19 protein-coding genes are annotated in these 25154 nt (G+C 71.9%); 14 read left to right on the top strand and 5 right to left on the bottom strand.

Annotated features, from left to right (window positions below; translation table 11 throughout):
- Window positions 1–93 precede the first annotated feature (93 nt).
- Window positions 94–699, top strand: a complete 606-nt coding sequence (locus tag QRX60_RS40500; RefSeq protein WP_285996753.1) for a GTP cyclohydrolase II — start codon at window positions 94–96, stop codon at window positions 697–699.
- 3 nt (window positions 700–702) lie between these two features.
- Here QRX60_RS40500 and QRX60_RS40495 read toward each other — a convergent pair whose 3' ends face one another.
- Complete coding sequence (locus QRX60_RS40495; RefSeq protein ID WP_285996752.1) at window positions 703–1236, bottom strand: MarR family winged helix-turn-helix transcriptional regulator; 534 nt, start codon at window positions 1234–1236, stop codon at window positions 703–705.
- Between the two features lie 95 nt (window positions 1237–1331).
- On the opposite strand from QRX60_RS40495, the gene QRX60_RS40490 reads away from it, so the two are divergent.
- Together QRX60_RS40490 and QRX60_RS40485 are read left to right on the top strand one after the other, a co-directional pair.
- Entirely contained in the window at window positions 1332–2294 is a 963-nt protein-coding gene (locus tag QRX60_RS40490; RefSeq protein WP_285996751.1) for an MBL fold metallo-hydrolase, read from the top strand.
- A 4-nt stretch (window positions 2295–2298) separates the two neighbouring features.
- Window positions 2299–3798 carry an FAD-dependent monooxygenase gene (locus tag QRX60_RS40485; RefSeq protein WP_285996750.1) on the top strand — a complete coding sequence of 500 codons (1500 nt, stop codon included), beginning with the start codon at window positions 2299–2301 and terminating at the stop codon, window positions 3796–3798.
- Between the two features lie 25 nt (window positions 3799–3823).
- On the opposite strand, the gene QRX60_RS40480 is transcribed toward QRX60_RS40485, so the two are convergent.
- Complete coding sequence (locus QRX60_RS40480) at window positions 3824–6037, bottom strand: discoidin domain-containing protein (protein WP_285996749.1); 2214 nt, start codon at window positions 6035–6037, stop codon at window positions 3824–3826.
- A gap of 514 nt (window positions 6038–6551) precedes the next feature.
- On the opposite strand from QRX60_RS40480, the gene QRX60_RS40475 reads away from it, so the two are divergent.
- On the top strand, window positions 6552–8246 hold the full coding sequence (locus QRX60_RS40475; protein ID WP_285996748.1) for a discoidin domain-containing protein: 1695 nt from the start codon (window positions 6552–6554) through the stop codon (window positions 8244–8246).
- Window positions 8247–8357: 111 nt separating this feature from the next.
- On the opposite strand, the gene QRX60_RS40470 is transcribed toward QRX60_RS40475, so the two are convergent.
- Together QRX60_RS40470 and QRX60_RS40465 are read right to left on the bottom strand one after the other, a co-directional pair.
- Window positions 8358–9365: a LacI family DNA-binding transcriptional regulator gene (locus QRX60_RS40470; protein WP_285996747.1), complete on the bottom strand. Its 1008-nt coding sequence runs from the start codon at window positions 9363–9365 to the stop codon at window positions 8358–8360.
- A 76-nt stretch (window positions 9366–9441) separates the two neighbouring features.
- On the bottom strand, window positions 9442–12492 hold the full coding sequence (locus tag QRX60_RS40465) for a discoidin domain-containing protein (protein WP_285996746.1): 3051 nt from the start codon (window positions 12490–12492) through the stop codon (window positions 9442–9444).
- A 233-nt stretch (window positions 12493–12725) separates the two neighbouring features.
- On the opposite strand from QRX60_RS40465, the gene QRX60_RS40460 reads away from it, so the two are divergent.
- The 6 genes from QRX60_RS40460 (at window position 12726) to QRX60_RS40435 (ending at window position 19247) form a co-directional block, all read left to right on the top strand.
- A complete protein-coding gene (locus tag QRX60_RS40460; protein ID WP_285996745.1) occupies window positions 12726–13478 on the top strand; it encodes a sulfite exporter TauE/SafE family protein in 753 nt (250 codons plus the stop codon).
- Window positions 13479–13521: 43 nt separating this feature from the next.
- Window positions 13522–15786: a xanthine dehydrogenase family protein molybdopterin-binding subunit gene (locus QRX60_RS40455; protein WP_285996744.1), complete on the top strand. Its 2265-nt coding sequence runs from the start codon at window positions 13522–13524 to the stop codon at window positions 15784–15786.
- Window positions 15783–16253: a (2Fe-2S)-binding protein gene (locus QRX60_RS40450; RefSeq protein WP_285996743.1), complete on the top strand. Its 471-nt coding sequence runs from the start codon at window positions 15783–15785 to the stop codon at window positions 16251–16253. The genes QRX60_RS40455 and QRX60_RS40450 overlap by 4 nt, the downstream gene beginning before the upstream one ends.
- Window positions 16250–17053 carry an FAD binding domain-containing protein gene (locus tag QRX60_RS40445; protein ID WP_285996742.1) on the top strand — a complete coding sequence of 268 codons (804 nt, stop codon included), beginning with the start codon at window positions 16250–16252 and terminating at the stop codon, window positions 17051–17053. The genes QRX60_RS40450 and QRX60_RS40445 overlap by 4 nt, the downstream gene beginning before the upstream one ends.
- Window positions 17054–17150: 97 nt before the next feature.
- Window positions 17151–17849, top strand: a complete 699-nt coding sequence (locus QRX60_RS40440) for a flavin reductase family protein (RefSeq protein ID WP_285996741.1) — start codon at window positions 17151–17153, stop codon at window positions 17847–17849.
- Window positions 17850–18017: 168 nt separating this feature from the next.
- A complete protein-coding gene (locus QRX60_RS40435) occupies window positions 18018–19247 on the top strand; it encodes an HNH endonuclease signature motif containing protein (protein ID WP_285996740.1) in 1230 nt (409 codons plus the stop codon).
- Between the two features lie 457 nt (window positions 19248–19704).
- Here QRX60_RS40435 and QRX60_RS40430 read toward each other — a convergent pair whose 3' ends face one another.
- Window positions 19705–20631 carry a serine hydrolase gene (locus QRX60_RS40430; RefSeq protein WP_285996739.1) on the bottom strand — a complete coding sequence of 309 codons (927 nt, stop codon included), beginning with the start codon at window positions 20629–20631 and terminating at the stop codon, window positions 19705–19707.
- A 130-nt stretch (window positions 20632–20761) separates the two neighbouring features.
- On the opposite strand from QRX60_RS40430, the gene QRX60_RS40425 reads away from it, so the two are divergent.
- From QRX60_RS40425 to QRX60_RS40410, 4 genes are all read left to right on the top strand, one after another.
- Window positions 20762–21685 (top strand): ketopantoate reductase family protein, encoded by a 924-nt coding sequence (locus QRX60_RS40425; protein ID WP_285996738.1) that lies wholly within the window; start codon window positions 20762–20764, stop codon window positions 21683–21685.
- A gap of 150 nt (window positions 21686–21835) precedes the next feature.
- Window positions 21836–22678, top strand: a complete 843-nt coding sequence (locus tag QRX60_RS40420) for an ESX secretion-associated protein EspG (protein ID WP_285996737.1) — start codon at window positions 21836–21838, stop codon at window positions 22676–22678.
- A gap of 20 nt (window positions 22679–22698) precedes the next feature.
- Window positions 22699–23166, top strand: coding sequence for a hypothetical protein (locus QRX60_RS40415; protein ID WP_285996736.1), 468 nt, complete (start codon window positions 22699–22701; stop codon window positions 23164–23166).
- 8 nt (window positions 23167–23174) lie between these two features.
- Complete coding sequence (locus QRX60_RS40410; protein WP_285996735.1) at window positions 23175–25151, top strand: hypothetical protein; 1977 nt, start codon at window positions 23175–23177, stop codon at window positions 25149–25151.
- The last annotated feature ends 3 nt before the right edge of the window (window positions 25152–25154 follow it).

Here is a 25154-nt window from a genome sequence, read left to right as displayed (position 1 = left end):
CGGTGTTGCCCGGTGATGGTGGGCGCGATCACGGATGTTCGAATTTGAACTTCCGGTAGGGTCGATCACGTGGGCGATCCCAGGGGAGCAGGCATGACGGCTGAGGTGCGGACGCGGGTGCGGATCCCGCTGCGGCTCGACGGCGGCGTCGCGGTCGACGCCGAGGCCGTCACCTTCCGGGGCCTGGCCGACGACGGCGAGCACCTGGCCTTCGTCCTCGGCACCCCCGGGGACGTGCCGCTCGTGCGGCCGCACTCCGAATGCCTCACCGGCGACGTCTTCGGGTCCGCGCGCTGCGATTGCGGTCCCCAGCTGGCCGAAGCCGTCGAACGCATTTCCGAAACCGGCGGCTACCTGCTCTACCTGCGCCAGGAAGGCCGGGGGATCGGGCTCTACAACAAGCTCGACGCCTACGCCCTGCAGGACGGCGGCCTCGACACCTACGCCGCCAACGCCGCGCTCGGCCTGCCCGAGGACGCCCGCGACTACACCGTCGCCGCGCAGATGCTCGAAGCGCTGGGCGTCACGCAAGTCCACCTGCTGTCGAACAACCCGGACAAGGCCGCCCAGCTCGAGGCAGCCGGGATCGCCGTGCGGGAGCGGGTGCCCACCGGGGTCTTCGCCACCGAGAACAACGTCCGGTACCTGCGCGCGAAGGCCGAGCAGACCGGGCACACCCTGCCCGGTCTCGCCAGCTGAGACTCAGGCCAGCCGCTGGGCCGCCGCGGCCGCCGGGCTCGTGGTGAGCTTCTCCAGCAGTCCGATCAGGACGGTCTGTTCCGACGGCGTCAGTGACGCCGCCCATGCCTGCTCACGCGTGTTGTGCGCCTGGTAGGCGTCGGTCACCGCGGCGTGGCCCGCCTCGGTCAGCGCCAGCCGGACCGCGCGGCGATCTTCCGGAACCTGGGTGCGCGTCACCAGGCCGTCGCGCTCGAGGGTCTTGACCAGCGCCGACACCGCGGCGCGGCTCATCCCGGCCAGGCGCGCCGCGTGGCGGGACTCGAGCGGGCCGGCCAGCCACAGCACGAACAGCACCCGGAACCCGCCCCAGCTCAGGCCGCGCGGCCGGTGCACCGTCGACTCCCAGTCGTAGACCAGCGCGCCCGCCAGCCGGTGCAGCGTGAGGCCGAGGCGCATCGCGACGGGGTCGGTGTCCGGCAGTTCTGCCTTCGTCTTCCCGATCGCGTAGTCGACGAACGAGAGGTAGTCGAGGTCTTCGGCCGGTCGGTCGGTCATGCGGCCCAGGTTAGGCGAAGGGGTTCCGCGGGCGGTCCGGCCGGGCTACTGTGGCCCCGGCGGTAGTCAAACCTTTGATCAAAGGAGCGCTCGCCGTGACGAAGAAAGCGTTCGCCTCTTCGGCCGACCTGGCGGAGAAGGCGCAGACCCTCGAAGTACTCGCGGACGGCGTCTACGCGCTGACCGCGGAGGGCGACCCCAACATCGGCGCCATCGAGGGCGAGGACTTCCTCGTCTGCTTCGAGGCGCTGGCCACGCCGGTCGCCGCGGGCGAATGGCTCGCGAAACTCCGTGAGCACACCGACAAACCCGTGCGCTACCTGGTGCTGAGCCACTACCACGCGGTGCGCGTGCTGGGCGCGTCCGCGTTCGACGCCGACGTGATCGTCGCGCACGAGAACACCCGGGCCCTCGTCGTCGAGCGCGGCAAGGAGGACTGGGCGAGCGAGTTCGGCCGGATGCCGCGGCTGGCGAAGGGGGCGGACTCGGTGCCGGGCCTGACCTGGCCGACGCTGACCTTCTCCGACCGGCTCACCCTCGACCTCGGCGGCGACCGCGGCGACCTGGTGCTGCAGTACTGCGGGCGCGGCCACACCGAAGGCGACATCGTGGCCTGGCTGCCCCGGCAGAAGATCCTCTACGCCGGCGACCTCGTGGAAGCCGAAGCCGCGCTGTACACCGGGGACGCGTTCCACCGTGAGTGGGCTTCGTCCACTTTGGACCGTGTGAGCGCTTTCGGGGCCGAGACGCTGATCGGCGGACGCGGTGGCGTGAGCCGCGGCCGCGAAGCGGTCGGCGCCGCCATCGCCCAGACCCGGCACTTCCTGGACACGATGATCCGCGAGGTCGGCGCGGCCCGCGACGCCGGCGGCACGCTGAAGGACGCGTTCGAACGCACGCACGCGGCCCTCGTCGGCCAGTACGGCCAGTGGCCGATCTTCGAGCACTGCCTGCCCTTCGACGTCTCCCGGCTGTGGGACGAGCTGGGCGGCATCGAGCGGCCGGTGGTGTGGACGGCCGAACGCGACCGCGAAGTCTGGGACCAGCTGCAGGGCTAGCGCGATGACAGTCGCGGTCCTCGGCAGCGGCCCGGTCGGCCAGACGGCCGCGCTGCTGCTCGCGCGCTGGGGCGTACCCGTGGTGCTCGTCGACGAGCACGAGGTGCGCGACCCCGTCGGGTCCAAGGCCATCTGCCAGCAACGGGACACTTTGGACGTCTGGGCGTCGCTCGGCGCGGGCTGCCTCGCCGAGGAGGGGCTCACCTGGACGACCGCGCGGACGTTCCACCGCGACACCGAGCTGTTCTCGCTGAAGCTGCCCGATGGCGGCTCGGCGCTGCCGCCGTTCGTCAACCTCTCGCAGGCCCGTGTCGAGGAGGTGCTGGACGAGCTGATCGCCGCGCAGCCGCTGATCGACATCCGCCGCGGCCACCGCGTCACCGGCGTGACCCAGCCCGGGCGGGTGGTGGTCGAGTGCGACACGGCGGCCGGGCCGCGCCGGATCGAGGCCGACTACGCGATCGCCGCCACCGGCGCCCGCGGCGACACCGTGCGGCGGGCCCTCGGGCAGCACCTGGCCGGGGTGTCGTTCCGGGACCTGTTCCTGATCTGCGACATCCGGGCCGACCTGCCGGGCTGGGCGGCGGAGCGCCGGTTCTGGTTCGACCCGCCGTGGAACCCCGGCCGCCAGGTGCTGATCCACCCGTGCCCCGGCTCGCAGTTCCGCATCGACTGGCAGGTCCCGGAGGACTACGACCTCGCCGCCGAGGAAACCGGCGGCGCCCTGGACCGGCGGATCCGGGCGATCCTCGGCGACCGGCCGTACGAGGTCGTCTGGCGCTCGGTGTACCGGTTCCACACGCGCCTGGTCGAGCGGATGCGGGCCGGGCGGGTCCTGCTGGCGGGGGACTGCGCGCACCTCGTCGCCCCGTTCGGGGCCCGTGGGCTGAACTCGGGCGTGGCCGACGCGGAGAACGCGGCGTGGAAGCTGGCCTGGGTGCTGCGCGGGGACGCGGGGGAGGAGCTGCTGGAGAGCTACCACACCGAGCGGCACGCGGCCGCGGTGGAGAACGCCGAGGTGACGACGGCGACGATGGACTTCCTGGTGCCCCAGGACGAAGCGCGGCGCCGGCGCCGCGCCGAGGTGCTGGCCGGGGGCGTCCACGCCGAGGTCGACTCGGGACGCCTCGCCGAGCCGTTCTGGTACACCGATTCCCCGCTCACCACGCCGGATCCACGGCGGCCGTTCGCCGGACGCCCGCCACGCGGGGCGTTGCCGCCGCCCGGGCCCGGGGTGCTGCTGCCGGACGTGACCGTCCCGGCCGGCCGGTTGCGCGCTCTGGCGCGGGAAGGGTTCCTGCTGCTGACCACCCCCGGCGTCGACGCCGACGGAGTGCGGTCGGTGGAGATCCCCGTGGGTGGCGCACTGGGTGCGCGCCCGGGCGAAGCCTGGCTGGTCCGCCCGGACGCGTACGTGGCCGCAGTCCTCCGGCAACCGACCCGCTCGGACATCGAGCGTGCGTGGTCTGCCGCGGCTGGTCGTGAGTGTTCAGGGCGGTTCTAACCGCCCTGAACACTCACGACCGGGGTTACGGGTAGCTGACCAGCGGGCTCACCTGGTGGGCCGTGTTCGCCGCGTCACCCGTGTCGTTGACGACGTGGGCGATCGTGCCCACGCCGCCGAGCGACACCGACACCAGGTTGTGGAACCGCACTCCGCCGTTGTTCGGGACCTCGAAGGAGTGACTGGCCACAAGGGACGGGTTGGTCTGGAAGAAGCAGTAGCTGCCCAGGCCCCACCCTTCGTGGCTGGTCACCGAGTCGGCCACCTTGTACGCCGCCCAGCCCTGCCGGCCGCCGCCGCTGGACCAGGACACCTGGTCCGGCGGGTCGTACGGCATCTCGTTCTGGAAGAAGTACGTCCGCCCGCCGTTGCCGTTCCAGAGCACCTCGTACTGCTGGTAGTGCTCGACGAACAGGCCGTACATCGTCACGTTCGCGCCGTTGACCACCAGGCCGTTCGCCGCGGTGTTGACGTTCCAGCCGACGCCGTTCGAGTGGTCGCCGCGCCACAGCCACATGTGGTCGCCGATGACGTTGTTCGAGTTGACCACCAGCGTTTGCGTGGCCTTCCCGACGGCCGCGCCGCCGATCCGGAAGAACACGTCGTGCAGCGACGTCGGGTCGGCCGCGTGGTTCGCGGCCGAGCCCGGCTGGCCGACCTGCACGAGCACCGGCGAGTTCACCGCCCCGGCGTCGATCAGCAGCCCGGCGATCTTGACGCCGTCCACATCGGACGTCGTGATCGCCGCGTTCCCGTTGGTGGGCATCAACGTCGCCAGGCCGAGGCCGAGCACCACGGTGTCCGGGCGCGTGACGTTCAGTGCCTGGTCGAGGTGGTACACGCCTGGCGTGACGAGCAGGTTCTTGCCCGCCGCCAAGGCCGCGTTGATCGTCGCCGCCGAGTCGGACGGATGCGCGACGTAGAACTCGCTGAGCGAGATCGACTGGCCGGCCGAGGCGCCGTGGCCCCAGCTGGTGCCGGACGAGTTCTGCCGCAGCGCCGGGACGAACACGTTGTAGCTGCCCGAGCCGTCGACGTAGAGGAACGGCTTCTCGCGGATCACCGGGGTCTGGCCGACGACGGTCTCCGGCGGGTTCGGGAACGACGCCGGCGGCGTGCCGGTCGAGCCGACGAACACCATGTTCCACACGCCGCCCGCCCAGCTGCCCAGCTCGCTGTTGCGGGTCAGGAACTGCTGCTGCGAGCCGGAAACGGCCTGCCCGTCGATCTTGCTGTCGGCGATCAGGCCGCCACTGGCCCAGCCGTCCCCGCCGTTCCACAGCTGGATCTGGCTGCCCTTGAGGTGCATCCGGCGGTAGGGCGCGGCCTGCGCGACGGCCCAGCGTTCGACCTGGCCGGCCGGCAGGGTCACCGACAGGTTTTCGGCGGATCGCCAGAAGTTCTGCGTCGCGTTGCCCTTGTTGGCCGGGTTGTCGCCCTGTTGCAGCCAGTCCGCCTCGACGCGGACGTGGCCGTTGAGGTTGACGTCGTCGGGGGAGAGCCCGAGGCCCGCCACCTGCTCGTAGAAGCCGAGGTTGACGTCGGCGTCGTAGTTCCCGGGCTTGAACAGCACGGCGTAGCGCTCGCTGCCGAACTGGTTGGTGTGCTGCTGGTTCGCGAGCTGTGTCAGCCGGTTCTGGATCGTCGCGGCCGGCGTCGACGGGTCGAACACCGACACGTTCGGCCCGAGGTCCGGGTTGCGCGGGTCGGTCGGCGGGATGGTCGTCCCGCCGCCGGTGCCGTGCACGGCGACTTCCCAGAGGGAGTAGCCGTAGCCGGTCGCCCGCTGGGTGCCGTGGACCCGCAGGTAGCGGGCCGTGCCGGTGACGGGCACGGCCTGCGTGCCGCCGGTGCCGGTGGTGGTCGAGTACGCCGTCGTCCAGCTGGTCGCGTCCGAGGACAGCTGGACGGTGAACGCGGTGGCGTACGCGGCTTCCCAGGTGAGGACCACGTCGCAGAGCTGCTGCGCGGAACCCAGGTCGACCTGCAGCCACTGCGGGTCGCTGAACGCGCTGGACCAGCGCGTCCCGGTGTTGCCGTCGACCGCGGCGGACGCGGGTGTCCCGCCGTTCTCGGTGGAGGACGCGGTGGCGGGGTGGCCCTGCGCGAGGTTCGTGGTCCCGCACGCGGCGGCCTGCGCCGGTGCGGAGCCGACCACCACCGCGGTGGTCACCGCGGTGACGAGGGTGGTCGCGAGGACGAGGAGGCGGTGTGCCGGGGAGAACGTCGTTGATCTCATCTGCCTGCCTGCTGATCGGGGAGGACGTGGAGCAGGGCCGCGCGGCAGCGCCGGGCGGCGGCGGACCGGGCGAGCCCCACAGCTCGCGCCGGCGTCGGGTGGTGCGGCGGGTTCGCGTCCGGCGCCCCGCCCGGCGCCGTGAGCCGGTGGAGCGGTGCCGGGGTGGGTGCGACGGCGCGAACCGGTCAGCCCGAAAGAGGTGCGTGTCGCGGCGGAGCGATCCCGGGTGGCGGTCACGGAACCGGTTCCGACCAGCGGTGGGAAGTTAACAGCGCGGGTGTCGGCGGAGTCAAGGCTCCGGCGCGGATTCGTTCTCCCGGACCAATGTCCGGGGTGGTCCGCGACCGTCCGGCGCAGCGCCGTTGACATTTTACGGCTCTTTATTTATATCCTGAACTAAGAGCGTGCCGACGGGCGGGTCCCACACCCGCGCCGCGGGCCACGTGAGCCGATCCGCGCCGGGGCAAGGACGTCCCGGCGCCGGTTCGCCGTGGAGGTGCCCATGCAACGCCGCATGCCGAGAACCCGGGTTCTCGCCGTCCTCGCCCTGACCCTGGCCGCCCTGTTCACCGCGCCGGTGGCCCAGGCCGCGCCCGTCCTGATCTCCCAAGGCCGCCCGGTGACGGCGTCCTCGGCCGAGTCCGCCGCCTTCCCGGCGTCGGCCGCGGTCGACGGCGACGCCGGTACCCGCTGGTCCAGCGCGTTCAGCGACCCGCAGTGGCTGCAGGTCGACCTCGGTTCGACCCAGCAGCTGTCGCAGGTCGTGCTGAACTGGGAAGCCGCCTACGCGAAGGCCTTCACGATCCAGGCGTCCACCGACGGCGCCACCTGGACGTCGCTGTACTCGACCACCACCGCGACCGGCGGCACCCAGACGCTGACCGTCACGGGCAGCGGCCGGTACGTCCGGCTGACCGGCACCCAGCGCGCGACCCCGTACGGCTACTCGCTCTGGGAGTTCCAGGTCTACGGCGGGGGTGGCACGACCCAGCCCGGCGACGTCCTGCTCTCGTACGGCAAGTCCGGCACCGCCTCCTCGTACCAGGACGACGGCGCGTGCCCCGGTTGCGTGCCGGCGAAGGCGTTCGACCACGACCCGGCCACGCGCTGGGCGACCAGCGCCACCACCGGCTGGGTCGACCCCGGCTGGATCCAGGTCGACCTCGGCGCCGTCGCGGCCGTGCACCAGGTCGTCCTGCAGTGGGACCCGGCCTACGCCGTCGCGTACCAGATCCAGGTGTCGAACGACGGCGCGAACTGGACGTCGATCTATTCGACGACCACCGGCAAGGGCTTCAAGGAGACGCTGACCGTCAACGGCAGCGGCCGGTACGTCCGGATGTACGGCACCGCGCGGTCCAACGGCTACGGCTACTCGCTGTGGGGCTTCGACGTCTACGGCACCGGCGGCAACCCGACGACTCCGCCGCCCGCGCCGCCGGCCCCGCACTTCCCGGGCACGCTGGTCTGGAGCGACGAGTTCGACGGCGCCGCGGGCGCGGGCCCGGACGCGAGCAAGTGGACCGCCGAGACCGGCCCGGGCGTGAACAACGAACTCGAGTACTACACGAACAACAACAACGCCGAGCAGGACGGCCGCGGCAACCTCGTCATCCAGGTCCGCCGCGAGGCGACGCCGGGGTCGGCGTGCCCGATCGACCCGATCAGCGGCAGCGGCACCTGCCAGTACACCTCGGGCCGGATCAACACCGCGGGCAAGTTCAGCTTCACCTACGGGCACGTCGAGGCGAACATCAAGGTGTCCGGCACGCAGGGGCTCTGGCCCGCCTTCTGGTTGCTGGGCGCGAACTTCTTCAGCGGCACGCCGTGGCCGAACTGCGGCGAGATCGACATCATGGAGCACGTCGGGAAGTCGCCGAACCTGGCCTACTCGACCATCCACGCCCCGGCCTACAACGGCGCCGGCGGCATCGGCGCACCCCTGGACCTCGGCCAGGACGTCTCCGCCGGGTTCCGCAAGTTCGGGCTCGACTGGGACGCCTCGCACATGACATTCTCCGTGGACGGCAACGCGTTCGAGACGATCGACCGCGACACCGTGGAGAGCACGCGCGGGCCGTGGGTCTACGACCACCCGTTCTTCCTGATCCTGAACAACGCCATCGGCGGCGACTTCCCGGGCCCGCCGGGAGCGGGGACCGTCCTGCCGCAGGACATGGTGATCGACTACGTGCGGGTCTACCAGTGAGGGCCGGGTCCCGGCGGCGGCTCACGCTCGTCGCCGGGCTGCTGACCATCTCCTGAAGCCGCGCTCGGCGCACGTGGTCGTGAGTGAGAAACGGTGTCAGAACACTGTTTCTCACTCACGACCCGTCTGAGTCGACTCCCGGATCACCAGGGAGGTCGGCACGATCAGCGGCTCGTCCGGCTGGGGTGCCCCACCCAGCTGGGCGAGCAGCTGCCGGGCCGCCGTCTCGCCCATCTCCCGCGACGGCTGCCGGATCGTGGTCAGCGGCGGCTGGGTGTGCGCGGCCAGGGGGATGTCGTCGAAGCCGACCACGGCGACGTCCTCCGGCACGGCGCGGCCGGCCTTCCGGAGGCCGGCGAGCACCCCGGCCGCCGTGAAGTCGTTGTGCGCGAAGACCGCGTCGAACTCCGGGCCCGATTCGAGGAGCTGGAGGATCGCGGCCTCGCCGCTTTCGCCGGTGAAGTCGCCTTCGATGATCAGCCGCGGGTCGAGCGTCAGGCCGGCTTCGCGCACGGCGTCGTGGAACCCGTTGAGCCGGTCGCTCGTGCAGCCGAAGTTGCGCGGGCCGGTGACGGTGGCGAGCCGGGTGCGGCCGGTGGCCAGCAGGTGCCGGGCCGCCGCGGCGCCGCCCTGCCGGTTGCTCGTCCCCACCGAGGGGAACGCGGGACGGCGGCCGCGGTCGTCGATCACCACGACCGGCAGCCCGGAGTCGTGCAGCACGCGCAGGTGACGCACCGCGTCCGGCGGTTCGACGAGCAGCAGCCCGTCGAACGCCTTCGCCGACACCTGCCGGGAGAACTCCTCCAGGGAGTCGGCGCCGCGGTTGGCGGTGGACAGCAGCAGGCCGTACCCCTTCGACTCCACGACGTCGGCGACGCCCTGCAGCACTTCGCCCATCCACGGCCAGGTCAGGCCGGGCACCAGCATCCCGACCGTGCGGGTCACGCCGCGGGCCAGCCCGACCGCGCCGGCGCTCGGGATGTACCCGGTCGCCGCGATCACCTCGCGCACCCGGATCGCGGTCGCCGCGTCCACATCGGCCTTGTTGTTGAGCACCCTCGACACGGTCGTCTTGCTCACCCGTGCGCGGCGGGCGACCTCGGCGATCGTGACGCGCATCCGTCCTCCCGGAGAGCCCAGACCTGTGGTGCCAAGGTACTCGCCCCGGGGCCCGCCGCGAGCGGTGCGAGATCGATCAAGTCCGGACAGAAATCCGCGTGAGGCTCGCGTCGCCGGACCGCCAGCCCGTCCGGACCGCCACGTACCTCGCCGGCCCGGTGTCCGCCGTCCGGTAGGTGACACCGTCGATGCTGGTTTCGACACTCGCCGCGGGCCGGCGACCGGGGGTCCAGGCCAGTTCGACCGCGGAAACCGCCGTCACCGCCCCGAGATCGACGACCATCCGGCCGCCCGGGCCGGGTCGCCACGCCGTCGCCGGGTCGTCGTCCACGGCCGCCGCGGGGCCCGACATCCCGGGTGGCAGGGGCGCCGCGGGGAAGGTGGTCCGGCCGAGCGCGGCGTCGGCCAGCGGATAGGGGCGGACGTCGCCGAACACGACGGGCACGGTCCGGTGCGGCGGCAGGACCACCGGCCGCGGGCGGCCGCCTTCCGGCGTGACCGTGACGAGCGCCGGGAGGAACCCGGACGGCAGCGTGAGGTCGACCCGGCTCGCGTCGCGCACGACCGCCTTCAGGCCGGCCGGCCCCCGCACGGTGAAGCGCGGGGGTTCGATGCGGCCTTCCGCCGCGGCCAGCGCGTAGGAGACTTCGGTGCCGGTCCTCGTGATGCTCTGCTCACCGCGGTACAGCCGGTACGCGCCGCCGTCCTGGGGGAGGGTCGCCGTGCCGCCCGCCGCGGCGCCGGAAAGGTTGACCAGCACGAGGAAGCCGTCGGTGACGCTCGCGCGGACCGCCGGTGCGCCGGTGGTGGCGCGGGGGCGGCGGGCGAGTTTCGAAGCGTTCGACGGGTCCGGGTACAGCTCGGCGAGCAGGGGAGCGGCCGGGCCGTCGGAGAGCGTGACGCGGTCACCGGTGACCGTGACCGGGTTCGGGCCGTCGACCACGATCCCGGCCCGGCCGTCGACGTCCAGCCAGCCCTTCGTGCTGCGCAGGGCGGGCACCGGGTAGGTCGCCACCGGCGTCCAGGCCACGCCGTCCGCCGACGTTTCGACGCGGTACTTGCGCCCGGCGGCGGCTTCCCAGCTCAGCCGGACGCGGTCGAGGGTCCGGGGTGTGCCGAGGTCGATCGCGAGCCAGCTGTCCGCCCGCGGCCGGTCCGATGTGGACACTGCCCAGCGGGTGGCCGCGTCGCCGTCGTTCGCGTACTTGGCCTCCTTGCCCGGGCTCGCCGACGACGCCGACGCGGTGCCGGCCCGTGCGAGGTCGGGGCCGTCGCCGTCGCGGACCTCGAACGCCCAGAGCGAATAGCCGTACGCCGGGTCCGGCCGGACGCCGAGCATGCGGACGTGGCGGGCGGTGACCGGGGCGAACGTCAGGTCGTCGGTCCGGGCCCCGGTGGGCACTGCCTGGGCGTTGAGCGTGACCTTGCCTTCGGCGGCGGTGTAGGTGCGGTCGCCGTCGAGACCGGGGACGCCCGGCATGGCGAGGTTGTAGACGTTCAGGACGCCTTCACTCTCGGCCACGCCGGTGCTGGCGTAGACGGCGGCCCCGGTGGGGAGGGTCGCGAGCGCGGCGTACCCGGCGTCGAAGCGCAGGACGCCGACCGTGCCGTCGAAGCCGTCGCGGACCTTTTCGTAGGTCGTGGCGTGACGTTCCTTCACCGCGACGGTCGTGGCCGGGAGCAGCATCGGGTTCGCGCCGCCGAGCACGAACAGCCAGTCGTCGTGGTGCGGTTGCCAGGCGAACTTGACGAAGCCGGGCTTGGTCACCGTGGCGGCCCAGGCGGCGGGGGAGCGGTGGGCCAGCAGGCCGGGCGCCGCGCCGAAGTCGGCGACCCCGGCGGCGTGGGCATCGAACTCCGTGGTGCTCGCGGGTGTCACCGGGCCGCCGTGCCGGGCGCGCCACTCGTGGAGCAGGTAGCTGATGGCGAGTTCGGCGCGCGCTTCCGGCTCGTACTTCGGCTCGCCGGAGAACTTCGTGATCCGGTCGGCGGGCGCGTAGGCCTGGTAGGGCTCGAGACGCGCGGCGAGATCGGCCTCGGCGCGGGCGGCGTGGCGGTCGCCGAGCACCTGGGCGCGGAACGCGAGCGGGATGACGTCCCGGCCGTAGAGGTGCTCGCGGTCGGCGACCATCGGCATCAGCGGCTCGCCGGCGTCGCTGGTCATCAGCAGCATGGTGCGCCAGAGGAGTTCGCCGTTCGGCTGCGCGGTGAGGACTTCGGGCAACGGGGTGCCGGCCGCGAGGAAGTGCATCGCGTTGCGGCCGGAGGTGCGCCAGAGTTCTTCCTGGTAGTGCGGGCCGAAGGAGCCGTGGTTCTCGACGAGGAAGGTGTCGTAGAGGTTGGTGGCGGTGTTCGCCTCGATGGGAACACCGTCGACGAGCCGCGGGTTGGCCAGGTCGGCGGCCGGCAGCCCGCCTTCGTTGCGGCTCCAGGTGCCGAAGGCTTCGCGCCAGGCCCCGGCTCTGGCGTCGTTCGGCGCCCACGCGAGCGCGGGGGCGAGCGACTGCGCGTAGACGCCCATCTCTTCGAGCTTGGTGTCGCCGACGAAACCGCCTTTCCGGCCGTGGGGTGTCCAACCCCCGGAGGCCGGGTCGTCCTTCTCGCCGAGGGCGGCGGTGTAGGCGGCTTGTTCGGTGGTGATGCGTTCGACGTTCGCCCTGGTGGCGTCGTCGAGGTCCGTCCACAGTAGACGGGCGGCGAGCAGGAAGTACGACTGGAAGGTGGTGTCGAAGAACAGCTTCCGGCCCCACTCGGTGCCGCCGGTGAGCAGGTTCGACGCGGCGAAGTGCTTGATGGTGGCGAGGGTGTGGGCCTTGAGGGTCGCTTGGCTGACGCCGGCGGTGGTCTCGTCGTAGCCGTCGCGGGTGAGCAGGAGGGCGTTGCCGAGGACGACGGCGAAGGTGAAGTCCTTCGCGGGGTAGATCCCGGCCGCGGCGTCGAACTGCTGCTCGGCCCAGCGGGTGTGCCGGAGCAGGACGCGCAGGTAGGTGGCGGCGACCGGGTCCGGTGGCCCGCTGGATGCCCGGCCGCTCGCTGCCGCCGCCACGCTCGGCAGCAGTCCCGAGGCCAGCAGGGCCGCGACGCCGCCCGCGCCCAGGAGGGCCTTCCGCCGGTTCACCTCACCCATGGTCCGTCTCCGCTCGATGACAACCTTGTCAGCGCGGATTCTGTGACGGCCCGCCGGGGCGGGGCAAGCCCGGCGCCGGATCCCGTCCGCTTTCGGACAAGACCTGAATAATTCGTATAACGACCTATACCGCCGGCGTTCGTGCACCGCTCCGCGGTGTCTGGCTGCCGCTCGCCTGCCGGTGGGAGCAATCTCACCGCGGCACGCGGCACCCGCCGTGTTGAGATGACAACGTGATCACGGACTCCGGCACCTTCCTCCTGCTCGTCCTCGCCGGGGTCGGTGCCGGCCTGACCGGGGCCATCGCCGGGCTCGCGTCGCTCGTCTCCTACCCCGCGCTGCTCGCCGCCGGCTTGCCGCCCGTGACCGCCAACGTCACGAACACCGTCGCCATGCTCGGCACCACCGCCGGGGGCGCCGCCGGCGCGCGGCCCGAACTCGCCGGCCAGCGGCAGAAGCTCGTCCCGCTCTGCGTCATCACCACCATCGGCGGCGCCTGCGGCGGGCTCGTCCTCCTCCTGACCCCGTCCGACGCCTTCACCGCGATCGTGCCGTGGCTGATCGGCGGCGCCTCGATCGTCCTGATGGCCGGACCGCGGCTGCGCCGGCTGGCCGAAGGCGCCGAGCGTCACGGGCTCAGTCCGGCCACCGGCATCGCGGCCTTCTGCATCGGCATCTACGGCGGCTACTTCGGCGCTGCCGCGGGCGTGCTCATGCTGGCCCTGCTCGTGTCCGTGTGGAGCCAGCCGCTCGCCCGGACGAACGCGGCGAAGAACCTCGTCACGGGCTCGGCGAACCTGCTCGCCGCGATCGTCTTCGCCGTCACCGGCAAGGTCGTCTGGACGGCAGCGCTCGCCGTGTGCCTCGGCTCCCTCGGCGGCGCGTGGCTCGGTTCGACCCTGGTCCGCCACCTGCCCGCGACGCCGTTGCGGATCGGGATCGGGATCGCCGGCCTGGGCCTCGCGGCGGTGCTGGCGTTCTCCTGAAAAAAGGGCATGATCGGCGGGGTATCGGCGAGCAGGAGAACAGATGAGCATTGTCGGGACCAGGGTGGTCCGCCAAGAGGATCAAAATCTGATCACCGCGGGCGGCACCTACGTGGACGACCTGCGGGAGGAAGCGCTTTCCGGCGCCGCGCATGCGGTGTTCGTGCGCAGTCCCGTCGCGCACGCGCGGATCGAAAGCATCGATGTCAGCGAGGCGAAGGCGGCGCCGGGGGTGCTCGGCGTGTTCACCGCCGCCGACCTCGGCCTCGACCCGCACGCGGCGGGACCGGTGAAGGAACCGTGGCTGGCCGACGGCGTGGTGCGCTACGTCGGCGAGCCCGTCGCCCTGGTCCTCACCGAAGAGCGCTACCAGCTGGCCGACGCGGCCGAGCTGGTCGACATCGACTACGACCCCCTCGACGCCGTCGCGAGCATCGACGCGGCACTCGCGGACGAGACGCTGCTGTACCCCGAGACCGGCAGCAACGTCGTGCAGGTCAACGGCGCGGAGAAGTTCGACGACGGGATCTTCGAGGACTGCGACGTGGTCGTGTCGCAGACCATCGTCAACCAGCGCGTCGCGCCCGCGCCGCTGGAGGTCCGCGGCGCCTCGTGCGCCTGGGGCGAGGACGGCCGGCTGACGGTCTGGCTTTCCACGCAGAACGCCCAGATCGCCCGCACGCAGGTGGCCATGAGCCTCGGCGTCGGCGAAGACAAGGTGCGCGTCATCGCGCCGGACGTCGGCGGCGGGTTCGGCGCGAAGATCGGCGCCGACCCCGAGGCGACCGTCCTCGGCTGGGCCGCCAAGGAGATCGGCCGCGCGGTGCGCTGGGTCGAATCCCGCAGCGAGAACCTCACCTCGATGACGCACGGCCGCGCGCAGCAGAACACCGTGACGATCGGCGGCAAGCGCGACGGCACCGTCCTCGCGTACCGCCTCGACGTCATCCAGGACGCCGGTGCGTACCCCCGCACGCTGTTCCTGCCGACGCTGACCGAGCTGATGGCCGTCGGCGTCTACCGGTTCCCGAAGGTGGAGACGCGCAGCCGCGCCGTCGTCACGAACACGACGCCGATCGCGGCCTACCGCGGCGCGGGCCGCCCGGAGGCGACGGCCGCGCTCGAGCGGGCGATGGACGTGTTCGCCACCTCGATCGGGCAGGACCCGGCGGAGGTCCGCCGCGTCAACTTCATCCGGCCCGAGGAGTTCCCCTACCAGACCCCGACCGGCGCGTCGTACGACACGGGCGAGTACGCGGCGGCGCTGGACAAGGCGCTCGAAGCCGCCGGCTACGCCGACCTGCGCGCCGAGCAGAAGCGGCGGCGGGAGGCGGGCGACCCGGTCGAGCTCGGCCTCGGGATCGCCACGTACGTCGAGATCACCGGCGGTGACTCGGGCGGGGAGAGCGGCCGCGTCGACATCCACCCGGACGGCTCGGTCGTGGCCTGGACCGGCAGCTCGCCGCACGGGCAGGGCCTCGGGACGTCGCTGGCGATGCTGCTGTCCGACCAGCTCGGCGTGCCGCTGGAGAAGATCACCGTCCGCCACGGCGACACCGACGAGGTGCCCAAGGCCGTCGGCACGTTCGGTTCCCGGTCGCTGCAGCTGGGCGGCTCGGCGATCCGGCAGGCGGCCGACGAGGTGATCACGCAGGCGCGTGAACTGGCCGCCGAGCTCCTCGAAGCCGCGCCGGACGACCTCGAGCTGGACGCCGAGCGCGGCGTCTGGCAGGTCCGCGGCGCGCCGTCGAGCACCGTGCTCAGCTGGGCGCAGGTCGCCGAGACGGCGTCCGGCGGCAAGCTCACCGCCGACGTCTGGTTCGGCGGCGGCAAGCCGACGTTCCCGTTCGGCGCGCACCTCGCCGTGGTCGAGGTCGACACCGAGACCGGCAAGGTCGACCTGCGCCGCATCGTCGCCGTCGACGACGCCGGCCCGATCGTCAACCCGCTGACCTTCCGCGGGCAGCGCCACGGCGGGCTCGGACAGGGCGCCGCGCAGGCGCTCATGGAGGTCGTCACCTACGACGAAGACGGCAACCCGACGACCGCGACCCTGGCGGACTACTCGTTCATCACGGCCGTCGAGCTGCCGGACTTCGAGCTGGTCGACATGGCCACCCCGACCGACCGGAACCTGCTGGGCGTCAAGGGGATCGGCGAGGCCGCGACGATCGGCTCGACGCCCGCGGTGCACAACGCCGTGGTGGACGCGCTGGCCGAGCGCGGCGTCAAGCACCTGGACATGCCCACGACCCCGATCCGGGTCTGGGCCGCACTCGAAGAAGCTGGGAAGGGAAACGCGCGGTGAAGGTTTCGATCGAGGTCAACGGGCGGCCGGTGGCCGAGGAGGTGCCGGACCGGACACTGCTGGTGCACTTCCTGCGCGACACCGCCGGGCTCACCGGCACGAACATCGGCTGCGACACGACGTCCTGCGGCGCCTGCACGGTGCTGCTCGACGGCGAGTCGGTCAAGTCCTGCACGGTGCTGGCCGCGCAGGCCGACGGCCACGCCGTCACCACCGTCGAAGGACTGTCCGAACCGGACGGTTCGTTGCACCCGATGCAGCGTGCGTTCCGCGAGCAGCACGGGCTGCAGTGCGGGTTCTGCACGCCGGGGATGATCATGGCGTCGGTGTCGCTGCTGGCCGACAACCCGAAGCCCACCCGCGACGAGGTGCGGGCCGGGCTCGAGGGGAACCTCTGCCGCTGCACGGGTTACCACAACATCGTGAGTGCCGTGGTCGACGCTTCGGGACAGGAGGTGGACCGGTGATCCCCGCCGAGTTCCGCTACGAGCGCGTGTCCACAGTGGACGAGGCGCTCGCCCGGCTGGCTTCCCTCGGTGACGAAGCGAAGGTGCTGGCCGGCGGGCATTCCCTGCTGCCGCTGATGAAGCTGCGGCTGGCCGCGCCGGAGTACCTGGTCGACATCGGACCGGTCGACGAGCTGCGGTACGTCCGTCTCGACGGCGGCGACGTCGTGATCGGCGCTTTGTCCCGCTACAGCGACCTCGCGCGGGACCCGGTGCTGCTGGCGCACGCGCCGCTGCTGGCCCACGCGTCCGGCGAGGTCGGCGACCGGCAGGTCCGCCACCGCGGCACGATCGGCGGGTCGCTGGTGCACGCGGACTCCGCGGCGGACCTGCCCGCGGCGGTGCTGGCCTCGGACGCGGTGCTGGTCGCGCGCGGCCCGGCGGGGGAGCGGCGGATTCCCGCGTCGGAGTTCTTCCTCGGCCCGTTCACGACGCCGCTGGACCCGGACGAGCTGCTGACGGAGATCCGCCTGCCGGCGCAGACCGGGCAGGACTGGGGCTTCGAGAAGTTCACCCGCCGCGCGATCGACTGGGCGATGGTGGGGGTGGCCGTCGTCGGCGGCCGCGTCGGGCTGGTGAACATGGGCGGGGTCCCGCTGCGGGCCACGGCGACCGAAGAGGCACTGGCCTCGGGGGCGTCCGTCGCCGACGCGGCGGCGCTGGCGGCGGAGGGGACTTCGCCTCCGGACGAGCCCCACGCGACAGCCGAATACCGCCGCCACCTGGCGCGGGTGCTGACCCGCCGTGCGCTGACCCGCTGACGGCCTTCGCGATCACCGGCGTCTCGCGTGGCGCCGGTGATCGCGACGGCCGATTCCCGCCAGCGGCCCGGCGTGCCGGGGCGGCAGGATCAAGGGTGTGAAGACGGAAACCCTTGCGCACACGGCCATCGAGCCCGGCATCCTGTACTTCGGCACCCCGGTCGTCCTGATCTCCAGCGAGAACGAGGACGGCTCGGCCAACCTGGCCCCGATGTCGTCGGCGTTCTGGCTCGGCTGGCGCGCGATGCTCGGGCTCGGCGCCCGGTCCAAGACCACCCAGAACCTGTTGCGCACGCGTGAGTGCGTGCTGAACCTGCCTTCGGACGCGCTGGCCGCGGCGGTCGACCGGTTGGCGTTGACCACGGGTTCGGATCCGGTTCCGCCGGGGAAGGTGAAGCGCGGTTATTTCCACGTTTCCGAAAAGTTCTCGCGGGCCGGGTTGACTCCTGTTCCTTCCGAGACGGTCGCTCCTCCTCGGGTTGCCGAGTGTCCCGTTGCGATGGAGGCCGTGGTCGAGGCCGTGCACCCGGTTGCCGATGAGGATTCGGCGCAGCGTGGTGGGATCGTCGCCATCGAGGTGCGGGTTCAGCGGGTGTTCGTCCATGATGACATCCGGGTTCCGGGGAGTCCCGACCGCATCGATCCGGATGCGTGGCGGCCTTTGATCATGAGTTTTCAGAAGCTTTACGGGTTGGGGTCGCAGGTTCATCCTTCTACTTTGGCTCGGATTCCTGAGCGGCTTTATCGGGGGCCGGATATTGATCGGGCTCGGGCTGTTTCCGGGGTTCGTGGTTGAGTTTTCAAGATGCGGCTTCGCCGGGCGTGGGAAATCGGCGCTTCCTGTTCTTGCTTCCCGCTCGGTGCGGGAGCGCCGATTCCCCACGCAACGGTGTCCCTGCCGCTCTTGGTCTGGATCATCCTTTCGTGTGATGAACATGCGTGCGACTGCCGGTAATCTTGGTGTGTGGACAGTGAAGCGGTGTGGAAAGCGGATGCGGTGGCCCTGGCCGACCGCATCTCGACACTGCTCACTGTTGTTCGGTCTGCTGAGGCTGAGATCGGTTCTCTGCTCGTGGAAATCGAGTCGCGCGGGGTTATGGAACTGTTCGGCTACCGGTCTGTTGCGCGGTTGTTCGAGCATCTCGCTGATGTTCCCAAGGCTGCCGCCGAGAACGTGGTCGAGCGAGCCCGAGCCCTCACGCCGAGCCGTAATCTCGACGGCACTCCCATTCCGGCTGTCGCTCCCGCCACCGGCGCTGCCGCGTTGGACGGCCGGTTGAGCACTCCGATGATCGACACCATCGTCGGTGTCATGACGCAAGTTCCGCCCGAGTACCGCGATAACGCCGAACGAGACTTGCTGTCCTTCGCCGAAGAAGCTGGACACAAGCAGGTCGCCGCACTGGGCGCCCGCATCCTCGCCCACCTCGACCCCGACGGCACCGAACCCGACACCACCGAACCGGCCACCCCCAGCCGCGAGCTGTCGTTGCGCCGCAAAAGAACCGGGGTGTGGGAACTTCAGGGCCGGTTCGATGACGAGACCGGCGCCCGCGCCAGTGCCCTGCTGGACTCTCTGGCCGAGCGCCGCAGAGCCGACGATGGTCCCGACTTCCGTTCCCCGCAGGAACGTTACGGCGATGCCTTCTCCGACGCGATCGACTTGGCCTTGAATTCCCCGGACTTGCCGATGCAGGCGGGTGAACGGGCGCACGTGATGGTCGCGGTCTCGTTGGAGGACTTGAAGTCTGGTGTCGGTCAGGCGACGTTGGGTGATACCGGCCGCATCTCGGCGGCCGAGGCCCGGATCCATGCCTGCGACTGCCAGATCATCCCCGCTGTCCTGGGTGGCAAGGGGGAGCCCCTCGACCTCGGTCGTCTCCGGCGGTTGGTCTCACCCGGACTTCGCCGGGCGTTGTACTTGCGCGACCGTGGGTGTGCTTTCCCCGGTTGTCATCGGCCGCCCCGGCTCTGCCAGGGGCACCATATCCGGCATTGGGCTGATGGCGGGCCGACCGAGCTGGGCAACCTGGTGCTGATGTGCGGGCACCACCATCGGTTGCTGCACCGTTCCGGTTGGCAGGTCCGCATCGCCGCCGATGGACTACCCGAGTTCTTTCCGCCGGTGTTCTTGGACAGGCGCCGAAAACCCCGGCGCAACAACCTCCACGAGCCACTACCGTTCGCAGCCTGACCAGCCGAAGAGGGGAAAGACCCGCAGCCACCGGCTCCGGCCTGCACCCACGCCCGGAACATCACCGGACCGGACGTTCCCAAACCAACTCTGCATGCGCGACCGCCGCCGCTCTCGCAGCCCCGCGCGAGCTTGCCGATCCGGAGCGCCGGACAGCCAGCACGTCTCGAACATCACGTGAGCTCGTCGTACCTCCGGGGCACCGCGCGAGTCCGCCGCACATCCGGCCGCATCAGCCTGACGTCTCAAGTGCTCAAAGCTGTCGGCGATGCCCTCGTCAGCCCGATCCCTTGGTGTCCAGTCGTCCTCGTCGGGTGCCGTCCTGAGTGCCGTTCGTCGGCCACCTCTGCGCTCGAAGTCGCCGGCGATGGTTCCCGACCCTGCTCTCATCCGCCGGCCCCATGCCGCGGGCCGCCCTCGCTGCCGCCACCCGAACCGGCAGCTGCCGGCCCTCGGCTCACGTCGCGTCGAGCCGGCTGAGCAGTGGTGCCAATGTCTTGATCCCCGCCGTCACCGCCGCCCTTCCCTTCGCCGAACTGATCAGCGGTTGCTGTGTCATCAGCACCACGACATACCGCTCAGCCACCACCCCGGTCGTGTTCAGCACCAGGGCGTTCCGCAGGATCATCCACCCCTGCTTGATCTGCCACGGACGGCCCGGCAGCCCGTCCGGGATGCCGAAGTACTGGTCCCAGCCGTCGTCGGCCGGGTTGCGGGCGTTGCCCAGGGCTGCCAGCAAGGGTGCCGCCACCTCGTCCGGGATCACGTCCGACAGGTACTCGTACGCCGCCGGCACGTCGCTTGCGCTCGTCTTCGCCAGTCCCCACTGGGTCGGGTCCGTCGGCGGGGTCGTGTGGGACAGCCCGATCAGGGCGGCCGTGCGGGTCACGATCGCCGTGCCTCCGTTCTGCTCCCAGAATGCCGATGCGAGCGCGTCGTTGCTGCCCTCCAGCATGTCGGTCAGGTCCTCGACCGCGTCCGCGTCCGGGAGGGCCCACGTCCCCGTCGAGTGGACCTCGTCGATCGCGATCAGCAGCTTGACCACCGATGCCGTGCAGTACGGGCGGTCCGCGTCGAGGGAGGCCAGCTCCTTCCCGGACTCCCGGTCGTACAGGACGAATCCGACACTCGTGCCGGGAGACGCCGCCGTCACCGCGTCGCCGACTTCGCGGGCCACCGACGACAGGTCGGGGTGGGGGATCTCGGACGTCGATGCCACCGGGCTGATCGCCGTGTCCTCCGGCGAAACCGAGGCCGGTGGCGGGCCGGCCGTCGCCGCCACCGGTTTCCCGCGGTGCCCGTCGACCGCGACCACCATTCCGGCCGTCAGGGCGGCCGCCGCCAGCCCCGCGCCCGCCAAAGCCCAGCGGATCCGTCTTCCCATGCCTGGCCAACGCCCAGTGCGGCCCGATCGACCTGTCGTTTCGCTGTGTCTTGCTGTGCGGATGCTGTGGTCCTGACAGGGCTGTGGTCCGAAGACTGGGACAGCGTCAGCCGAGGCGTAGCGTCACGTCGTGAGCGACTTGAAGATTCTGGTGGTGGGTGCCGGCGCGACCGGCGGGTACTTCGGCGGACGGCTGCTGCAGGCGGGCCGGGACGTCACCTTCCTCGTCCGGCCGGGCCGGGCGAAGCTGCTGCGGGACCGCGGGCTGCGGATCACCGGCCTCGGCGAGGACACGGTCCTCGAACCGCCGCTCGTCGAGACCGGGGCCCTCGACCGGACCTACGACCTCGTGCTGCTGGCCGTCAAGGCGACCGGTCTCACCTCGGCCATCGACGATTTCGCCCCCGCCGTCGGACCCGGCACCCTGATCCTCCCGTTCCTCAACGGCTTCGCGCACCTCGACGCCCTCGACGCGCGGTTCGGCAAGGACGCGGTCCTCGGCGGGGTCGCCAAGGTGCAGACCACGATCGACGACGACGGCGCCGTCCGGCGGCTCGGCCCGCTGCAGAGCCTGGCCTACGGTGCCCGCACGGATCCCGCGCCGGACCGGCTGGCCGACGTCGACGCCGCCCTGCGCGACGCCGGGTTCACCGCCGCCCTCGACGAGCGGATCACCGAGTCGATGTGGGCGAAATGGGTGTTCATCGCGGCGATCGGCGCGGTGAACAGCCTGATGCGCGCCACGATCGGCGACGTCGTCGCCCTGCCCGGCGGCCCGGAATTCGCCGAAGCCGTCGTCGCGGAGGCGGCCGCTGTCGCCGAGGCCGCCGGGTACCCGCTTCCCGCCGCCGACCTCGCGGCGACCCGCAGGACCGTCACCGACCCCGGGACGGGTGGATCTTCCCTGTACCGCGACCTGCTCGGCGGTCACCCGGTCGAGGGGGAGCAGATCTTCGGCGATCTCACCGCGCGTGCCCGTGAGCTGGGCGTTGCCGTGCCGGTTCTCGATCTCGTCACCCTGCAGCTGCGCGTGCACCAGCACCGCATCGGGTGATCCGGTCACCGAGCGCGCTTTGCCCGCGCAGTCCAGGGATCGTGGTCTTTCGGGCACCCGCGTGGCGGTGCCGACGCGGGGTCCGCGGGCACTGCTAACCTTCGGCAGGAAAGTTGCTTGAGGGTTTGACGAACGATGCAGCGAGGGGAAATGGCGGACAGGTTCGAGTTCGTCCTTGAGGTCGTCGAAGCCCTCGTCGTCGGCAGGGCGACCGGTGGCGACGTCCGGCGCTACCCGTTGCGCGCGGGCAACCTCCCGGCGGACCCGGTGCGGTTCGTGCGGGTCGCGCGCCAGGTCTACGACGCGCTCGAGGAGCGGCGGCTGTCGGTTTCGGGCGAGCTGCACCCCGGGGTGCGGACGGCGTTCGAGCTGCTGGCCGAGCCGCGGGTTTCGGTTGCCGTGAGCGGGATCGACGGCCTCGGCGCCGACGTCGCCGTGCTGGTGGTCACCGACGGCGCCCAGGCACTCGGCATCACCCAGGCCCCCGACACCGACGAGCTGCTGTTCTCGCTGTTCGCCGACGAGGACCTGGTCGAGGTCGTCACCGGCGTGCTGCCGCCGGCCCCGGCCGCGACCACCGGCAAGCACGTCGTGCACCGCGCCGCCGGGCGCGAGGTCTCGGCCATGACGGCGAAGCGGATCGCGGACGCCGAGTTCGACGAAGAAGAGACCGACGCCTTCGGCATGATCGAGGTCAAGGCCGTGGTGCGGCCGGGCCGCCGGCCGCCGGCGCCGAAGCCGTCGGACGTCGCGGTGCTCGAGCGGGTGCTGGCCGAACCGCGGCTGGGTGGCGGCCACATCGCCGTCACCGCGCAGAGCCGCCGCGGCGAGCGGCTCGCGGGCGAACCGCTGAGCTGGCTGGACACCGCCGACGGCCGCTACCTGGTGCACACCAAGACCGGCGAGGCCGGCGAGCTGACGGCGCAGTACGTACCGGCCGGCCGTGCCGACCTCGCGCGCGCGATCCGCGAAGCGATCGCCGCCGTCTACTGACCGGGAAGGAACAGCTTCTGATGACGGAAGAGACCGAGGCGGCGGCCCAGGCTCTCCAGGCGACGATGCAGCTGCAGTCCGCCACGACGCCCGAGACCAAGGCGCTGGCCGCCGTCCGCGTCGGCCTCGCCGGCGCCCAGCTGAAGCGGCTCGCCCAGTCCGGCGGTTTCGCCATCGACGACACCACTGGCAACCAGCTGATCGAGGCCCTCGAGGGCGTGCTCGAGACCCTGGAGCAGCGCTGGGCGAACCTCCAGCGGCTGCACGACGCGCCCGCGATGAGCCGGACCGCGACCGGCCAGTGGGTCTCCGCGCACATGGTCAGCACCGCGGCCGACGAGCACGGCCTGGTCACCCAGCTGCAGGCCGCGCGGCAGGAGTTCCCGACCTACATCGAAGCCATCAAGCTGGCGAAGCAGAACTACAAGTCCCGGGAAGAGACCACGCGTACGACGCTGACCTCGCTCCCGACCGCCGACCAGAGCTGAGGGAGACCGTGGCACCCACCGCCGAGTCCGTCTCGGACCCGTCGTCCCCGGACTACAACCCGCGCAGTCCGCTCTACGACGTGACCGCCGATTCGTCGTCCAAGTACTACGTCGGGCCGCTGAAGACGGACAACACCCCCTCGGGTGACGAGATCCGCGCGATGGCCACCCAGCAGATCGACGACGAGATCCGGGCCGGCTGGCTCGGCCCGGCCGTCGACCCGGTGCTGCGCGACAAGAAGATCCAGGAGCTCTACCAGCAGCACCTCGACGACGCCAAGCACGGCCTCGACGAGGGCCTCACCATGCGTGAGAACGGCGGGGCGCCGCGCACGCTGTGGAGCAACGCGAGCCACGAGCAGATGAACGACGCCATCACGCAGGACGCCAACCCGGCGACCGTCGCGGAGACCTCGGAGGAGTGGGTCGCGGTCGGCAACGACCTGGGCACCCACCAGAAGACCCTGGGCGACGCGATCAACGCGAGCACCAGCAACTGGCAGGGCGACGCCGGTGACGCCGTCCGCGAGCACCTCGCCGGTGTCGGCAAGTGGCTGGGCGCGACCGCGCAGGGCGCGACGCTGGCCGGGCGGCAGCAGGAGATCCACTCGCAGGCGCTCAACGAGACCCAGCGGCAGATGGCGGCCAACCCGCCGGTGCAGTTCGACCTGCAGAGCACCAACCAGCGCTTGATGTCGATGACCGACCCGGTGCAGTACGCGGCGGCGGCCGGCGAGGCCATGCAGACCTACCGGGCGCAGACGGCGGCCCGGGACCACGCGGCGCAGATCATGACGCAGTACGACGACACCATCGGCGGCGCGGTCGCCACGCCGAGGTTCCCGGCTCCGCCGAAGCTGCCGTCCGCGACGGCGCGTTCGGCGACCAGCCCGGCTTCGGGCGGCGCCGGCGCCGACGGTGCGCAGCCGCTGATGGCGCGCAGGGCGATGGACCAGGCTTCGGCGCGGATCCCGGCCGAAGGGACCACGAGCGGTCTCGACGGCGTGAACGGTCCGGGCGGTTCGGGCGCGGGGGCGCCCGGCTCCGGCATCCCGGGTTCGGGCATCCCTGGCGACGGCTCGGGCGCCGGTGGCTCCGGGTTCTCCGGCAGCGGTATCCCCGGCGGCGGTTCCGGCGCGGGCGGTTCCGGGTTCTCCGGTGCGGGCATCCCGGCGGCGTCGGGCGGCGGTGGCGCAGGCGGCGCGGGCGCCGGTGGCTCGGGCTTCTCGGGAGCAGGCATCCCGGAGATTCCTGGCGGCGGCAGCTTCAGCGGCGCCGGCATCCCCGGCTCGTCGATGCCGGTCGGCGGCGACTCGACGACGTCCTCGGGCTTCACGCCGTCCGGCATCCCCGGCGGCGGGGGCCCGGGCGGCGGCAGCGGCTTCACCCCGGGCTCGATCCCGGGCATCCCGGACACCTCGGGTGGCGGTGGCGGCGGTATCCGCGGCGGCGGCATCCCCGGCTTCACCTCGCCTGGCATCGACCCGATCACCGGCCTGCCCACCGGCACCGGCCCGGGCGGCATCCCCGGCGGCGGCATCGGCACCGGCAAGATGCCGACGATCGGCCGCGGCGGCGGGATCAACGGCGAAAGCATCGCGAGCCGGCTCGGCGGCATCGGCGGCGGTGGCGCCGGGGGCGGGTCCCTCGGCGGGATCGGCGGCGGTGGTTCGGGTGCCGGCGGCGTCGGTGGCGGCGTGCGCGGTACGGGCGCGGGCAGCCTGGGCGGCGGGGCCGCGTCGGGTGCGGCCGCGGAAGCGGAAGCGGCCGCGATGCGGAACGCGGGCGGAGCCGGCAAGGCCGGCGCGGCGGGCAGCCCGGGCATGGGCGGCATGGGTGCCGGCGCCCGCGGCGGCAAGAAGGAAGACGACAAGGAACACAAGGCGGCCGACTACCTCGAGAGCGACGACCCGAACTTCTTCGCGGGCGAAGAAGCGGTGGCGCCTCCGGTGATCGGCGACTGGAAGAACCAGGATTGGAAGTGAGCG

Origin of the sequence: Amycolatopsis mongoliensis, assembly GCF_030285665.1 — a bacterium.
Lineage (GTDB): Bacteria > Actinomycetota > Actinomycetes > Mycobacteriales > Pseudonocardiaceae > Amycolatopsis > Amycolatopsis mongoliensis.
This window is presented reverse-complemented; position numbering and strand designations above follow the sequence as displayed.

Coding starts and splice junctions, on each gene's coding strand:
- QRX60_RS40500 (WP_285996753.1), top strand. CDS start 94: ATGACGGCTGAGGTGCGGACGCGGGTGCGGATCCCGCTGCGGCTCGAC.
- QRX60_RS40495 (WP_285996752.1), bottom strand. CDS start 1,236: ATGACCGACCGACCGGCCGAAGACCTCGACTACCTCTCGTTCGTCGAC.
- QRX60_RS40485 (WP_285996750.1), top strand. CDS start 2,299: ATGACAGTCGCGGTCCTCGGCAGCGGCCCGGTCGGCCAGACGGCCGCG.
- QRX60_RS40480 (WP_285996749.1), bottom strand. CDS start 6,037: ATGAGATCAACGACGTTCTCCCCGGCACACCGCCTCCTCGTCCTCGCG.
- QRX60_RS40475 (WP_285996748.1), top strand. CDS start 6,552: ATGCCGAGAACCCGGGTTCTCGCCGTCCTCGCCCTGACCCTGGCCGCC.
- QRX60_RS40470 (WP_285996747.1), bottom strand. CDS start 9,365: ATGCGCGTCACGATCGCCGAGGTCGCCCGCCGCGCACGGGTGAGCAAG.
- QRX60_RS40465 (WP_285996746.1), bottom strand. CDS start 12,492: ATGGGTGAGGTGAACCGGCGGAAGGCCCTCCTGGGCGCGGGCGGCGTC.
- QRX60_RS40455 (WP_285996744.1), top strand. CDS start 13,522: ATGAGCATTGTCGGGACCAGGGTGGTCCGCCAAGAGGATCAAAATCTG.
- QRX60_RS40430 (WP_285996739.1), bottom strand. CDS start 20,631: ATGGGAAGACGGATCCGCTGGGCTTTGGCGGGCGCGGGGCTGGCGGCG.
- QRX60_RS40420 (WP_285996737.1), top strand. CDS start 21,836: ATGGCGGACAGGTTCGAGTTCGTCCTTGAGGTCGTCGAAGCCCTCGTC.
- QRX60_RS40415 (WP_285996736.1), top strand. CDS start 22,699: ATGACGGAAGAGACCGAGGCGGCGGCCCAGGCTCTCCAGGCGACGATG.